This is a genomic window from Pseudomonas sp. V98_8, from assembly GCF_029967975.1.
GTDB lineage: Bacteria > Pseudomonadota > Gammaproteobacteria > Pseudomonadales > Pseudomonadaceae > Aquipseudomonas > Aquipseudomonas umsongensis.
In genome coordinates, this window is the sequence record NZ_JASCAE010000064.1 from 17,041 (window position 1) to 31,090 (window position 14,050).

General features: G+C 60.1%; 17 protein-coding genes. 11 read left to right on the forward strand and 6 right to left on the reverse strand.

Features of this window, described 5'->3' with window-relative positions:
• From mlaD to QLG10_RS21090, 3 genes are read right to left on the reverse strand one after another with little or no spacing between them, the layout of a single operon-like run.
• Positions 1 to 468, reverse strand: a complete 468-nt coding sequence (gene mlaD / locus QLG10_RS21080; protein ID WP_008054374.1) for an outer membrane lipid asymmetry maintenance protein MlaD — start codon at positions 466 to 468, stop codon at positions 1 to 3.
• Positions 468 to 1,265, reverse strand: coding sequence for a lipid asymmetry maintenance ABC transporter permease subunit MlaE (gene mlaE / locus QLG10_RS21085; RefSeq protein WP_110746826.1), 798 nt, complete (start codon positions 1,263 to 1,265; stop codon positions 468 to 470). The genes mlaD and mlaE overlap by 1 nt, the downstream gene beginning before the upstream one ends.
• Positions 1,265 to 2,074, reverse strand: coding sequence for an ATP-binding cassette domain-containing protein (locus QLG10_RS21090; RefSeq protein ID WP_110746824.1), 810 nt, complete (start codon positions 2,072 to 2,074; stop codon positions 1,265 to 1,267). Before QLG10_RS21090 ends, mlaE begins: the two co-directional genes overlap by 1 nt.
• Positions 2,075 to 2,348: 274 nt before the next feature.
• Here QLG10_RS21090 and QLG10_RS21095 point away from each other — a divergent pair, with 274 nt between their 5' ends.
• From QLG10_RS21095 to QLG10_RS21140, 10 genes are all read left to right on the forward strand, one after another.
• The gene (locus QLG10_RS21095; RefSeq protein ID WP_110747074.1) at positions 2,349 to 3,323 is read left to right on the forward strand and encodes a KpsF/GutQ family sugar-phosphate isomerase; all 975 of its coding nucleotides are present in this window, start codon (positions 2,349 to 2,351) and stop codon (positions 3,321 to 3,323) included.
• Entirely contained in the window at positions 3,323 to 3,847 is a 525-nt protein-coding gene (locus tag QLG10_RS21100) for an HAD family hydrolase (protein ID WP_020796644.1), read from the forward strand. Before QLG10_RS21095 ends, QLG10_RS21100 begins: the two co-directional genes overlap by 1 nt.
• Before the next feature lie 8 nt (positions 3,848 to 3,855).
• Positions 3,856 to 4,428, forward strand: coding sequence for an LPS export ABC transporter periplasmic protein LptC (gene lptC, locus QLG10_RS21105; RefSeq protein ID WP_020796643.1), 573 nt, complete (start codon positions 3,856 to 3,858; stop codon positions 4,426 to 4,428).
• The gene (gene lptA / locus QLG10_RS21110) at positions 4,415 to 4,963 is read left to right on the forward strand and encodes a lipopolysaccharide transport periplasmic protein LptA (protein ID WP_033044848.1); all 549 of its coding nucleotides are present in this window, start codon (positions 4,415 to 4,417) and stop codon (positions 4,961 to 4,963) included. The genes lptC and lptA overlap by 14 nt, the downstream gene beginning before the upstream one ends.
• Positions 4,963 to 5,688, forward strand: coding sequence for an LPS export ABC transporter ATP-binding protein (gene lptB / locus QLG10_RS21115; RefSeq protein ID WP_008054366.1), 726 nt, complete (start codon positions 4,963 to 4,965; stop codon positions 5,686 to 5,688). The genes lptA and lptB overlap by 1 nt, the downstream gene beginning before the upstream one ends.
• A gap of 184 nt (positions 5,689 to 5,872) precedes the next feature.
• On the forward strand, positions 5,873 to 7,366 hold the full coding sequence (locus tag QLG10_RS21120; RefSeq protein WP_033044849.1) for an RNA polymerase factor sigma-54: 1,494 nt from the start codon (positions 5,873 to 5,875) through the stop codon (positions 7,364 to 7,366).
• A 75-nt stretch (positions 7,367 to 7,441) separates the two neighbouring features.
• Positions 7,442 to 7,750: a ribosome-associated translation inhibitor RaiA gene (gene raiA / locus QLG10_RS21125; protein WP_020796640.1), complete on the forward strand. Its 309-nt coding sequence runs from the start codon at positions 7,442 to 7,444 to the stop codon at positions 7,748 to 7,750.
• Between the two features lie 12 nt (positions 7,751 to 7,762).
• Positions 7,763 to 8,227 (forward strand): PTS IIA-like nitrogen regulatory protein PtsN, encoded by a 465-nt coding sequence (ptsN, locus tag QLG10_RS21130; RefSeq protein WP_110746820.1) that lies wholly within the window; start codon positions 7,763 to 7,765, stop codon positions 8,225 to 8,227.
• Positions 8,228 to 8,229: 2 nt separating this feature from the next.
• Positions 8,230 to 9,087 (forward strand): RNase adapter RapZ, encoded by an 858-nt coding sequence (gene rapZ / locus QLG10_RS21135; protein ID WP_083348227.1) that lies wholly within the window; start codon positions 8,230 to 8,232, stop codon positions 9,085 to 9,087.
• 15 nt (positions 9,088 to 9,102) lie between these two features.
• The gene (locus QLG10_RS21140) at positions 9,103 to 9,378 is read left to right on the forward strand and encodes an HPr family phosphocarrier protein (RefSeq protein ID WP_020796637.1); all 276 of its coding nucleotides are present in this window, start codon (positions 9,103 to 9,105) and stop codon (positions 9,376 to 9,378) included.
• A 177-nt stretch (positions 9,379 to 9,555) separates the two neighbouring features.
• On the opposite strand, the gene pmbA is transcribed toward QLG10_RS21140, so the two are convergent.
• Positions 9,556 to 10,902: a metalloprotease PmbA gene (gene pmbA / locus QLG10_RS21145; RefSeq protein WP_248678163.1), complete on the reverse strand. Its 1,347-nt coding sequence runs from the start codon at positions 10,900 to 10,902 to the stop codon at positions 9,556 to 9,558.
• Positions 10,903 to 11,010: 108 nt separating this feature from the next.
• Between pmbA and yjgA the strand changes: the two genes are divergently transcribed.
• Positions 11,011 to 11,535 (forward strand): ribosome biogenesis factor YjgA, encoded by a 525-nt coding sequence (yjgA, locus tag QLG10_RS21150; protein WP_008054354.1) that lies wholly within the window; start codon positions 11,011 to 11,013, stop codon positions 11,533 to 11,535.
• A gap of 105 nt (positions 11,536 to 11,640) precedes the next feature.
• Here yjgA and tldD read toward each other — a convergent pair whose 3' ends face one another.
• Positions 11,641 to 13,083 (reverse strand): metalloprotease TldD, encoded by a 1,443-nt coding sequence (gene tldD / locus QLG10_RS21155; RefSeq protein ID WP_282487967.1) that lies wholly within the window; start codon positions 13,081 to 13,083, stop codon positions 11,641 to 11,643.
• 18 nt (positions 13,084 to 13,101) lie between these two features.
• Positions 13,102 to 13,950 (reverse strand): carbon-nitrogen hydrolase family protein, encoded by an 849-nt coding sequence (locus QLG10_RS21160; protein WP_282487968.1) that lies wholly within the window; start codon positions 13,948 to 13,950, stop codon positions 13,102 to 13,104.
• Positions 13,951 to 14,050 lie beyond the last annotated feature (100 nt).

The following is a 14,050-nucleotide window of genomic DNA, read 5'->3' on the forward strand; positions in this document are numbered from 1 at the left end:
TCATTTGGCGTCTTTGCTAACGGTATTGAGCAGGAATTTACCGATCAGGTCCTCGAGCACCAGCGACGACTGGGTGTCGTGGATGGTCCCACCATCCTTGAGCAAGGCTTCTTCCCCGCCCACGCTGATACCGATGTACTTCTCGCCCAACAGGCCAGCGGTCAGGATAGATGCAGTGGAGTCTGCCGGTAGGTTATCTACGCGCTTCTCCAGTTGCATGGTTACCCGACCAGTGAAACTGTCGCGATCCAGATCGATTGCCGTGACCTTGCCGATGGTCACACCGGCCATGGTCACTTTAGCTCTGACAGTCAAACCGGCGATATTGTCGAAATACGCATAAAGTTTATAGGTTTCGGTGCTCGGGCTCGGGGACAGTCCACTGACCCGCAACGCCAGCAACAGCAAAGCCAGGATGCCAGCCAGCAAGAAAAGGCCGACACCGATTTCCAGGGTGCGGTTTTGCATCAGAAATCTCCAAACATCAAGGCGGTCAGAATAAAGTCCAGGCCGAGCACAGCCAAAGAGGCATACACCACGGTCTTGGTAGTGGCACGGCTGATCCCCTCTGAAGTGGGTTCACAGTCATAGCCTTGGAATACGGCGATCCAGGTCACGACAAAGGCGAAGACCATGCTTTTGATGATGCCGTTGAGCACATCGTCGACAAAGGTCACGCTGTTCTGCATGTTCGACCAGTAGGAGCCTTCATAGACACCCAGCCAGTCGACGGCCACCCAGGAACCGCCCCAGATACCCACCACGCTGAAGATCATCGCCAGCACCGGCAGGGAAATGAAGCCGGCCCACAGGCGCGGGGCAATGATGTACTTGAGCGGGTCCACCCCGATCATCTCCAGGCTGGAGAGCTGTTCGGTGGACTTCATGTTGCCGATTTCCGCGGTCAGTGCCGAACCGGCACGCCCGGCGAACAGCAATGCCGTGACCACCGGCCCCAGCTCACGCAGCAGCGTCAGCGCCACCATCTGCCCCACCGCCTGCTCCGAACCGTAGCTGGACAGGATGTTGAAGCCTTGCAGCGCCAGCACCATGCCGATGAATATCCCGGAGACCACGATGATCACCAGGGACATCACGCCCACTGAATGCAGTTGCTTGACCAGCAGGCCAAACCCGCCACCGATGCCACCACGCCCCAGCAATGCATGGAACAGGAACAGCGAAGAGCGCCCGAACACCGCCAGCACGTCGATGCCGCCATGGCCGAACCGGCGCACCCTTTCCAAAAGTGAAATCTTGCGCATCAACGCTTCCCCAGGAGATCTGCGCGGTAATCCGTCGCTGGAAAGTGATAGGGGACCGGACCGTCGGGCTCGCCTGTCATGAATTGACGGATACGCGGATCGTCCGAGTTCATCAGCTCGGCGGGCGAGCCCTGCCCCAACACCTGCCCGTCGCCCACGACATAGATGTAGTCGGCGATGCTGGCGGTTTCGGCCAGGTCATGGGAAACCACGATACTGGTAATGCCCAGCGCATCGTTGAGCAAGCGGATCAGGCGCACCAGCACGCCCATGGCAATGGGGTCCTGTCCGACGAAGGGCTCGTCATACATGAGAATCTGCGGATCGAGCGCAATCGCCCGCGCCAGTGCGACGCGACGCTTCATGCCGCCGGACAGTTCGTCGGGCATCAGGTCGATCGCACCGCGCAATCCCACGGCCTGCAATTTGAGCAGGACGATGTCGCGGATCATTTCTTCGGGCAGCTTGGTATGAACGCGCAATGGGAACGCGACGTTCTCGAAGACATCGAGGTCGGTAAACAGTGCGCCACTCTGAAACAGCACGCCCATGTGCTTGCGTGCATCGAACAGATCACTGCGCGACAACGCCGGCAGGTTCTGACCATTGACCCATACTTCGCCACTGGCAGGCCGCAACTGCGCGCCCATCAAACGCAACAGCGTGGTCTTGCCACACCCGGAAGGCCCCATGATGCCGGTGACCTTGCCGCGCGGGATGCGGATATCAATGTTATTGAAAATGCTGCGCGCACCGCGCTTGAAGGTCAGTCCCTTCAGCTCGACCGCGTAGGCGTTATCGGCACTCATCTAAACTCCTTGCGATGCAGCCTCACACTCGGACGCCTGGCTTCCTGACAAAAGCACATACTCCTGGGCGGGCCGAACTGGCGGCGAACTATATCACTGCAAGCGTCACGCGCCCAAGGCCAATGCCAGACCATGTTCAGCGACGTGACAGCCAGAAAGCTCCATCTAGAGGGGATTCGGTAACAACAGATGACAATGGGCAACGAACTTGCGTGAGGGTTTCAACCATACCGGCTATAATCGCCGCCTTTTCACCAGGCCAAACATTTTCAAAATGAGCCAATCCAGCGACCTGATCAAGTCAGCACAACGCACCATCCGCCTCGAACTGGAAGCCGTAAAAAGCTTGCTGCCCCGTATCGACAAGGATTTCGTGCGCGCCTGCGAAATGATTCTGGCCAGCAAAGGCCGCGTCGTCGTGGTCGGCATGGGCAAATCGGGGCACATCGGCAACAAGATCGCCGCCACCCTGGCCAGTACCGGCACTACGGCGTTTTTCGTGCACCCGGCCGAAGCCAGCCATGGCGACATGGGCATGATCACCCGCGACGACATCATCCTGGCGCTGTCGAACTCCGGCTCGACCCATGAAATCATCACCCTGCTGCCGCTGATCAAGCGCCTGGGCATCCAGCTGATCAGCATGACCGGCAAGCCCGACTCGCCGCTGGCCAAGGCGGCAGAGGTCAACCTGAATGTACAGGTCGACCACGAGGCCTGCCCATTGAACCTGGCGCCCACCTCGTCGACGACCGCGGCACTGGTCATGGGTGACGCCCTGGCCGTCGCGCTGCTGGAAGCCCGCGGCTTTACCGCTGAGGATTTCGCCTTTTCCCATCCGGGCGGTGCACTGGGCCGACGCCTGCTGCTGAAAGTGGAAGACGTCATGCACGCCGGGCAAGAGCTGCCGCAGGTACAGCGCGGCACCCTGCTCAAGGATGCGCTGATGGAAATGACCCGCAAGGGCCTGGGCATGACCGTGATACTCGAGACCGACGGCAAGCTGGCCGGGATCTTCACCGACGGTGATTTGCGCCGCACGCTGGACCGCAGCATCGACATCCACACCGCCACTATTGATCAGGTCATGACGGCCCATGGCAAGACGGCCCGCGCCGAAATGCTCGCCGCCGAGGCCTTGAAAATAATGGAAGATCACAAAATCAACGCGCTGGTCGTGGTCGACAGCGAAGATCGCCCGGTCGGTGCCCTGAACATGCACGACTTGCTGCGTGCGGGAGTAATGTAATGAGCACGGACCTGCTGCAACGCGGCCAACAAATCAAACTGGCGGTGTTCGACGTCGACGGCGTCCTGACCGACGGGCGCCTGTACTTCCTCGAAGACGGTAGCGAATTCAAGACGTTCAACACCCTCGACGGCCAGGGCATCAAGATGCTGATGGCCGCCGGCGTACAGACCGCGATCATCAGCGGCCGCAAAACCCCGGTAGTCGAACGACGCGCGAAGAACCTCGGCATTCCCCACCTGTACCAGGGTCGCGAAGACAAACTGGTGGTACTCGACGAGCTTCTTGCGCAACTCGGCCTAAGCTATGAACAGGTCGCCTACCTCGGTGACGACCTGCCGGACCTGCCGGTGATCCGCCGCGTCGGCCTGGGCATGGCAGTGGCCAACGCCGCCAGCTTCGTGCGCGAACACGCGCATGGCATTACCCTGGCCCGTGGTGGCGAAGGTGCTGCCCGCGAGTTCTGCGAATTGATCCTGCGCGCCCAGGGCCGCCTCGATGCGGCCAATGCCGCGTACCTGTGAGCCAAATCATGTTCAGCAAAAAAGTTCGCAAGACATTGGTGGTCAGTTGCATCGTGGCGATTTTCGCTGCGGTCGGCTACTGGAACATCAGCCCGGAACGCTTCCTCGACAAGCCACCGGCCAAGACTGAAGAAAGCCCGATTGACTGGTACGCGACCAACACTCATACCTTGCAGTACCTCGAAGACGGCAAGGTGCAGTACGAAATGACGTCGGAAAAGGCCGAGCACGTCAAGGCAACCGACATCACGCTGGTGACCAAGCCCGACCTGAACATGTACCGCGGCACCGATTTTCCGTGGCATGTGACCAGCGATCACGGTGAGGTGAACTCCGGCGGGACCGAAGTCGAACTGATCGACAACGTGCGCGTCAAGCGTACCGACGAAAAGAACCGCGACACCCTGATCACCAGTACTCGCATGACCGTGTTCCCGCAGCAGCAATATGCGCAGACTCAGCAACCCGTTAGAATCGACGGCGCTGGCGGTGTATCGACTGGTGTCGGCATGAAGGCGTATTTGAAAGAAAGCAGGATACACCTGCTATCGAACGTAAGAGGACAGTATGAGGCTCGTTAAAACCCTCCCTATTTTGCTCAGTCTGGGCGCAGCACTGGGAAGCGTGAGCGCCTGGGCTCTGCCGGACGATCAGCAGCAACCCATCCGCATCCAGGCCGACGACGCCCAACTGGACGACAAGAACGGTGTGGCCACCTATACGGGCGATGTGGTCATCACCCAGGGCTCGATCATTGTCAAGGGCAACAAGGTGACCATGACCCGCGCCCCCGATGGCGACGTCGACGTGGTGACCTCGGTGGGTAACCTGGCCTACTTCGAGCAACTGCAGACCGCAGGCGACACCAAGCCCGTGCAGGGATGGGGCGTGACCATCCAGTACCTCGCCAAGCAAAATCGTGTCGTGCTGATCGACCGCGCCAAGGTCATCGACAAGGACAGCAACGTCACTCAAGGCGAGAAAATCGTCTATGACACCGAGAAAAAGCTGGCCAGCGCCGGTCGCGCAACGGGCAGCAAGGTGACCGAGTCGCGTCCGCGCATCGACATGGTGATCCAGCCGAAAAAGAAAACCGACGAGCAAAAGGCCCCTTAATGGCAACTCTGAAAGCCCAGCACCTGGCGAAGAGCTACAAGAGCCGCCAGGTCGTGCGAGACGTCAGCCTGTCCATCGACAGCGGCCAGATCGTCGGCCTGCTCGGCCCCAACGGCGCCGGCAAGACCACCTGTTTCTACATGATCGTCGGCCTGGTACAGGCCGATCAGGGTCGCGTGCTGATCGATGACCTCGATGTCAGCCACCAGCCGATGCACGGTCGTGCCAAGGCGGGTATCGGTTATCTGCCGCAAGAAGCGTCGATCTTCCGCAAACTCTCCGTGGCCGACAACATCATGGCCATCCTCGAGACCCGCAAGGAACTCGACAAGGCCGGTCGCCGCAAGGAACTGGAAAGCCTGCTGCAGGAGTTCCACATCAGCCACATCCGCGACAACCTCGGCATGAGCCTGTCCGGTGGCGAACGCCGCCGCGTGGAAATCGCCCGGGCACTGGCCACCAACCCGAAATTCATCCTGCTCGACGAACCGTTCGCCGGCGTGGACCCGATCTCGGTGGGTGACATCAAGCAGATTATCCACCACCTCAAGGCCAAGGGCATCGGCGTGCTGATCACCGACCACAACGTCCGTGAAACCCTGGATATCTGCGAAACCGCCTATATTGTCAACGATGGTCAACTGATCGCCGAAGGCGACGCTGAAACCATCCTGGCCAATGACCTAGTGAAAGAAGTGTACCTGGGGCATGAATTCCGCCTGTAAGCATCGCGGTGCCCGGCGAGTCGGCAGAGCGCTTGGCGCAATAAAAAATCAACCTTTTTTTATTGTTACAGCGCTCTAGGCAAACGCCGCGATTTCGGGCATATAATTTGCTTATGTTTGGCGCTCCGGCGCCCTGTAGTGGATGGCGCATGTGCGCCGGCGAATAAGGTGTTAAGCCCCTGCCATGAAACCATCGCTAGTCTTGAGAATGGGCCAGCAGCTGACGATGACACCGCAGCTGCAACAGGCCATCCGCCTGCTCCAATTGTCGACCCTGGACCTGCAACAGGAAATCCAGGAGGCCCTGGAGTCCAATCCGATGCTCGAGCGCCAGGAAGAAGGCGACGACTTCGACAATTCCGACCCGCTGGCCGACAACGCCGAACACAAACCCAGTACCGACACTCAGGAACCTTCCTACCAGGAAAGCGCCACGACCGTCGATAATATCGAGGAAGGCGACTGGAACGAGCGCATTCCCAACGAACTGCCTGTCGACACCGCCTGGGAAGACGTCTACCAGACCAGCGCCAGCAGCCTGCCAAGCAACGATGACGACGAGTGGGATTTCACCACCCGCACATCAGCCGGCGAGAGCCTGCAAAGCCACCTGCTGTGGCAATTGAACCTGGCACCGATGTCCGACACCGATCGCCTGATCGCCGTGACCCTGATCGATTGCATCAACAACCAGGGCTACCTGGACGAGACGCTGGAGGAAATCCTCGAAGCCTTCGATCCGGAACTGGACATCGAACTGGACGAAATCGAAGCCGTCCTGCACCGCATCCAGCAATTCGAACCTGCCGGCATCGGCGCACGCAACCTGGGTGAATGCCTGCTGCTGCAATTGCGCCAACTGCCCGCCAAGACGCCTTGGCTGGCCGAAGCCAAGCGCCTGGTCACTGACTACATCGACTTGCTCGGCAGCCGCGACTACAGCCAGCTGATGCGCCGCATGAAGCTCAAGGAAGATGAGCTGCGCCAGGTGATCGAGCTGGTCCAGAGCCTTAACCCGCGCCCGGGCTCGCAAATCGAGTCGACCGAAGCCGAATACGTGGTTCCGGACGTGATCGTACGCAAGGATAACGAACGCTGGCTGGTGGAGCTCAACCAGGAGTCGGTGCCCCGCCTGAGGGTCAACGCCCAGTATGCGGGCTTCGTTCGTCGTGCCGACACCAGCGCCGACAACACCTTCATGCGCAATCAACTGCAGGAAGCCCGCTGGTTCATCAAGAGCCTGCAAAGCCGCAACGAAACCCTGATGAAAGTGGCCACGCAGATCGTCGAGCATCAGCGCGGCTTCCTGGAGTATGGCGACGAAGCCATGAAGCCATTGGTCCTGCATGACATCGCCGAAGCGGTCGGCATGCATGAGTCGACGATTTCGCGGGTTACCACGCAGAAATTCATGCATACCCCTCGGGGCATTTATGAACTGAAATACTTTTTCTCCAGTCACGTCAGCACCTCCGAGGGCGGAGAATGCTCGTCCACGGCGATTCGCGCGATCATCAAAAAACTGGTGGCGGCGGAAAATCAGAAAAAGCCGTTGAGTGACAGCAAGATCGCTGGTTTACTGGAGGCACAAGGCATTCAGGTGGCTCGCCGCACCGTCGCCAAGTACCGCGAATCCCTCGGGATCGCGCCTTCGAGCGAACGCAAGCGGTTGATGTAGGGCCACGCCACAGCGTTCCAGTGGCAGATCATCTGGATCTGCCGCTTTATGCACTGGCAACGAAGGAGAAGCTGTATGCAAGTCAACATCAGTGGACACCAACTGGAAGTGACCAAGCCCCTGCGTGAATACGTCGAGCTCAAGTTCAAGAAGCTCGAGGGGCATTTCGACAAGATCACCAACGTGCAAGTCACGATGTGCGTCGAAAAGTTGAAGCAGAAAATCGAAGCCACGCTGCATATACCCGGCAATGAGGTCGTCGCCAACGCGGAACATACCGATATGTACGCGGCAATCGACGCACTGACCGACAAGCTGGATAAACAACTCAAAAAGCATAAGGAAAAGACTCAGAGCCTCCTCCAGGGCGCTACGGGTCGTTAACACTCCCAACCCATGATCCGACTTGAAAGCATCCTGACCCCCGGCCGTTCCCTGGTGAACGTGCCGGGCGGCAGTAAAAAGAAAGCCCTCGAGCAAATTGCCAACCTCATCCATCGCGAAGTGCCGGATCTGGCCATGCAGGATGTTTTCGAGAGCCTGGTCGCCCGTGAAAAACTCGGCTCCACCGGCTTTGGTAACGGCATCGCCATTCCCCACTGCCGTCTAAAGGGCTGTGATGCGCCCATCAGTGCCTTGATGCACCTGGACGCCCCTATCGATTTCGACGCCATCGACGGCGCTCCGGTTGACCTGTTGTTCGTGCTACTGGTCCCGCAAGCCGCTACTGATGCGCACCTGGAGCTGTTACGCCAGATCGCCAGCATGCTCGACCGCAAGGAAGTGCGTGAGAAACTGCGCAGCGCCCCGAGCAATGAAGCCTTGTATCAGGTTGTCCTGGACGAGCAAAACGGTCATTAATCATGCGCTTGATCATCGTCAGCGGCCGTTCTGGCTCCGGTAAAAGTACCGCCCTCGACGTCCTCGAGGACAACGGTTACTACTGCATTGACAACCTGCCTGCCGGGTTGCTGCCTGAATTGGCCGAGCGAGCGCTGATACACACCGAACTGGCGCAACCACTGGTTGCCGTGTCCATCGATGCTCGCAACCTGCCAAGCCACCTGTCGCGGTTCCCCGAGTTACTGGCAGAAGTGCGCAGTCGCCACATCCAGTGCGATGTCCTGTACCTGGATGCCGACGAGGAAACCCTGCTCAAACGTTTCTCGGAAACCCGTCGGCGTCACCCGCTAAGCAACGCCAACCGCTCGCTGGCCGAAGCGATCAACGACGAGACCACCCTGCTCGGACCGATTGCCGACCTTGCCGATCTCAAGCTCAACACCACCAGCCTGAATTTGTATCAACTGCGCGATACCATCAAGCTGCGCCTGCTGAACCAACCGGAACCCGGTACGGCGTTTCTCGTGGAGTCGTTCGGGTTCAAGCGTGGCATGCCGGTCGACGCCGACCTGGTATTCGATGTGCGCTGCCTGCCCAATCCTTACTGGAAGCCGGAACTGCGCGAGCAGTCCGGGCTAGACCAACCGGTGGCCGACTACTTGGCGGCACAACCCGACGTGGAGGAAATGTTCCAGGACATTTCTACGTACCTGCTCAAATGGCTGCCACGTTTTGCCGCCAGTAACCGCGCCTATGTCACCATTGCCATTGGCTGCACCGGCGGCCATCACCGCTCCGTCTACCTGACTGAACGTCTTGGCCAGGTCCTGCAGCAATCCCTGAAGAATGTCCAGGTTCGCCACCGCGACCTCAGCTAAAGGATTCACACCGCGATGCCTGCTCTGGAAATCGAAATCATCAACAAGCTGGGCCTGCATGCCCGCGCTTCGGCAAAATTCGTTGGGGTCGCTGGCCAATACAAGGATTGCACGATCAGGGTAGGACGCACGCCGGAAACCACCGTCGATGGTAAAAGCATCATGGCAATGATGATGCTTGCTGCCGGCAAGGGCACCAAGATTCATTTGAGCACGGAAGGCGAGCAGGCACAGGAAGCGCTGGATGCGCTGGTGGCGTTGATCAATAACTATTTCGACGAAGGCGAGTAAAGGTCAAGGACCGTCCGAACTCGGTCCGAGCCGGGGCCTGCTGGCGAAGGCAGCCTTGAATCAGGATGATCTTTCTGGCGCCATCGCTGGCAAGCCAGCTCCCAAAGGTTTTGCCAAACCCCACAAAAAGGCGCGCCACCCAATGGGTGGCGCGCCTTTTTGTCCAGAGGGCGAAGCTTAGCTGCCCGCCACCGTCATCCGCTCGATCAGCACCGAGCCCGTGCGAATGTTGCTGCGCAGTTCCAGATCATTGCCCACGGCTACGATCTGCTTGAACATGTCACGCATGTTGCCGGCGATGGTCACTTCCTGCACCGCGAACTGGATCTCGCCGTTTTCGACCCAGTAACCCGCCGCACCACGAGAGTAATCGCCGGTCACCATGTTCAGGCCCTGGCCCATCAATTCGGTGACCAACAGACCACGCCCCATGCGACGCAGCAGGGCGGCCTGGTCCTCATCGCCATGGCTGACGAACAGGTTATGCACACCGCCAGCGTTGGCGGTGCTCGGCATGCCAAGCTTGCGGCCTGAATAGGTCCCAAGAATATAGGACACCAATTCGCCTTTTTCGACGAACGGCTTGGCGTAGGTCGCCAGGCCATCACCATCGAACGCCGCACTGCCCATGGCACGCATCAGGTGCGGACGCTCGTCGATGGTCAGCCATTGCGGAAACAGCTTCTGCCCCAGCGTACCTTCGAGGAACGAGGACTTTCGGTACAGGCTGCCACCGGAAATAGCCGAGAGGAAGCTGCCGAACAACCCGCCGGCCAGCTCCGCGGAAAACAGCACCGGCACCTCGCACGTCGGCACCGGTCGCGCGCCCAGGCGGCTCGCCGCGCGTTGCGCGGCTTTTTGGCCGATGCTCACCGGATCGGCCAGCAGATCGCCTTGGCGATTCACGTCGTACCAATAATCGCGCTGCATCTGGCCATCAGCCTCGGCGATCATGACGCAACTCAAACTGTGCCGGGTCGACGCATAACCGCCGATAAACCCGTGGCTGTTGCCGTAGACACGGCAGCCCTGGTGCGTGCTCAGGGTGGTGCCATCGGCATTGCTGATGCGGCTGTCGGCAGCAAACGCCGCGGCCTCACAGGCCAGCGCCTGCTCGATCGCCTGTTCCGGGGTGATATCCCATTGGTGGAACAGGTCGAAATCCTGGACATCCCGGGCCATCAGCGCGGCATCCGCCAGGCCCGAGGCTTCGTCTTCAGAGGTGTGCTTGGCGATAGCCAGGGCAGCGGCAACGGTTTCGCGAATCGCCTCTGGCCCACTGGCCGACGTACTGGCCGAGCCCTTGCGCTGACCGACATACAAGGTGATGCCAAAACCCTGATCGCGGTTGAACTCGACGGTTTCGACTTCGCGCTGGCGAACGGTGGTCGACAGGCCCTGCTCGAGGGACACCGCCACTTCACAGGCACTGGCGCCCTGGCGCTTGGCTTCAGCGATGATTTGCTCGACTTGTTCTTGCAGTGCCGGCAACGCTTGTGGGCCGACGCTTTCAACTGCACTCATGCTGTTCTCCACTCAAATTCTGCTTTCGGTAACGGTCATCGAGCGACCGGGCCGGACAAGCGGCCCCCGACTGGTTATCATGGCGGCGTTTCTTTGCGGACGGCCACCATGGTTGATTCTTACGACGACTCCCTCGATACGGGAGAAAAAAGCAAATCCCAGGTTAAACGCGAGCTGCATGCTCTGGTTGACCTCGGCGAGCGCCTTACAACGCTCAAGCCTGACTTGCTGGCAAAACTGCCGTTGACCGACGCCTTGCGCCGGGCCCTGGCCGATGCGCCCAAGCACACCGCGAACATCGCGCGTAAACGGCACCTGCAGTTCATCGGCAAACTGATGCGCGATCAGGACACTGACGCGATTCTGGTTTTGCTCGATCAACTCGATGCCTCCACTCGCCAGTACAACGAACGCTTCCATAACCTGGAACGTTGGCGCGATCGCCTGATCGCCGGCGACGATGCCGTACTGGAAAAATTCGTCGTCGACTACCCGGACGCGGACCGCCAGCAATTGCGTTCCCTGATCCGTCAGGCCCAGCACGAGGTTGCGCAAAACAAGCCTCCTGCATCCAGCCGTAAAATCTTCAAGTACATCCGTGAGCTGGACGAGACTCAACGCGGCCTGCGTTGATTAACGTCCATCCCCTGGAGGAGCTGCCGCAGGCTGCGATCTTTTGATCTTTTAAAAAGCAAAAGATCGCAGCCTGCGGCAGCTCCTACAGGGGGATGTATATCCCTAAGCGCCCGTGCCACCCACGGTGATCGCATCAATCTTCAGCGTTGGCTGGCCGACACCCACCGGCACCGACTGCCCATCCTTGCCACACGTCCCCACACCGCTGTCCAGCTCCAGGTCATTACCGACCATCGACACCTTGCTCATGGCCTCCGGACCGTTGCCGATCAACGTCGCGCCTTTGACCGGGGCAGTGATCTTGCCGTCTTCGATCAGGTACGCCTCGCTGGTGGAGAACACGAACTTGCCGCTGGTGATGTCCACCTGGCCGCCGCCGAGGTTGGCGCAGTAGATGCCGCGCTTCACCGATGCGATGATTTCTTGCGGGTCGCTTTCGCCGGCCAGCATGTAGGTGTTGGTCATGCGCGGCATCGGCAGGTGCGCATAGGATTCGCGACGACCGTTACCGGTGCGGGCCACGCCCATCAGGCGGGCGTTGAGCTTGTCCTGCATGTAGCCCTTGAGTACGCCGTTTTCGATCAGCGTGGTGCACTCGGTTGGCGTGCCTTCGTCGTCAACATTCAAGGAGCCACGACGACCAGCCAGGGTGCCATCATCGACGATGGTGCACAGCTTGGACGCCACTCTCTCGCCCATGCGCCCGCTGTAGGCCGAACTGCCCTTGCGGTTGAAGTCGCCTTCCAGGCCGTGGCCGACCGCTTCATGCAGCAGCACGCCCGACCAACCGGAGCCCAGCACCACCGGCAGGGTTCCGGCCGGCGCCGGAATGGCTTCCAGGTTGACCAGCGCCTGGCGCAACGCTTCACGGGCATAACCCATGGCGCGATCTTCAGCCAGGAAATAACGGTAATCGGTACGCCCGCCACCGCCGTGACCACCGCGTTCGCGACGGCCGTTCTGTTCTACTATCACACTGACGTTGAAACGCACCAGTGGCCGCACATCCGCCGCCAGGCCGCCATCGGTGGACGCCACCAGGATCCGCTCCCAGACTCCGGCCATGCTCACGGTGACTTGCTGGATACGCGGATCAAGGGCACGGGTGGCGGCATCGATGCGCTTGAGCAGGTCGACTTTCTCGGCACGGGTCAGCACTTCCAGCGGATTGTCCGGCCCATACAACTGCGCCACATCCTGGCTGGTGAACGCTTGCACGGTGCCATTCTGTCCGGCCCGGGAGATCGACCGGGCGGCACGGGCCGCCGCGCCCAGAGCTTCCAGGGTGATGGCATTGCTGTAGGCAAAGCCGGTCTTCTCACCGGATTGCGCGCGAACACCAACCCCTTGGTCGAGGTTAAAGCTGCCTTCCTTGACGATGCCGTCTTCCAGCGCCCAGGACTCGGAAATCTGCCCCTGGAAATACAGGTCGGCGGCATCGATGCCAGGGCCGGCCAGGTCGCCCAGCACACCTTGCAGGCTTTCGATCGTTACGCCACCGGGTGCCAGGAGGTGCTCACTGACTGAGGACAACAACTCGCTCATATGCTTTACGCCTTAAATTCATCGTTCTGAGGCAGGCCGCTGGGCGCCCTGCGAGAAAAAGCGCCGGTGACTGGACACCGGCATCCGCGCCCGGATGGACGCCTGTTCGCTGCTATCGCGTTCGGCCAGCAGCACGGCCTCGCCTTGATCCTGTTGTGCCAGCACCCGTCCCCATGGGTCGACGATTGCCGCGTGCCCCCAGGTTTCCCGCGGCCCAGGATGCGTTCCACCCTGGGCGGCCGCGAGCACATAACACTGGGTTTCGATGGCTCGCGCACGAATCAGCACATCCCAGTGCGCGGCACCGGTGACGGCGGTGAAAGCCGACGGCGCGGTAATCAGCTCCGCGCCAGCAGCACGCAATTCACTGTAGAGCTCCGGGAAGCGCAGGTCATAACAGACCGTCAGGCCGACTCGCCCGACCGGCGTATCCGCAACCACGATCCCACTGCCATAAGCATAGTCATCGGATTCGCGATAACGGCCGCGATTGTCTGCCACGTCCACGTCAAACAGGTGCAGCTTGTCGTAGCGAGCGACCGTTTCGCCTTGATCGTCAACCAGCAACGAGCAGGCATGCACCTTGGCCGTCGGTTGATCCACCGGCGGCAACGGCAAGGTGCCCGCCACAATCCATAACTTGAGGTCGCGGGCCGTCTGTTTCAACCAGGGCAGGATCGGGCCTTCGCCCAACGCCTCGGCGCGACCGATGTCGGCGATGTCGCGCCGGCCCACGGCGGCGAAATTTTCCGGCAGTACAGCCAATTTCGCACCGCCCGCGGCCGCTTGTTCCAACAACTGACGCGCCTGGGCCAGATTGGCCCGCACGTCGCTCTGGCTGACCATTTGAATTACCGCTACAGACATGGCCTTTCCCTGATCGGATACCAACGCATACCTGTAGGAGCTGCCGCAGGCTGCGATCTTTTGATGTTGCTTTTAAGGTCAAGATCAAAAGATCGCAGCC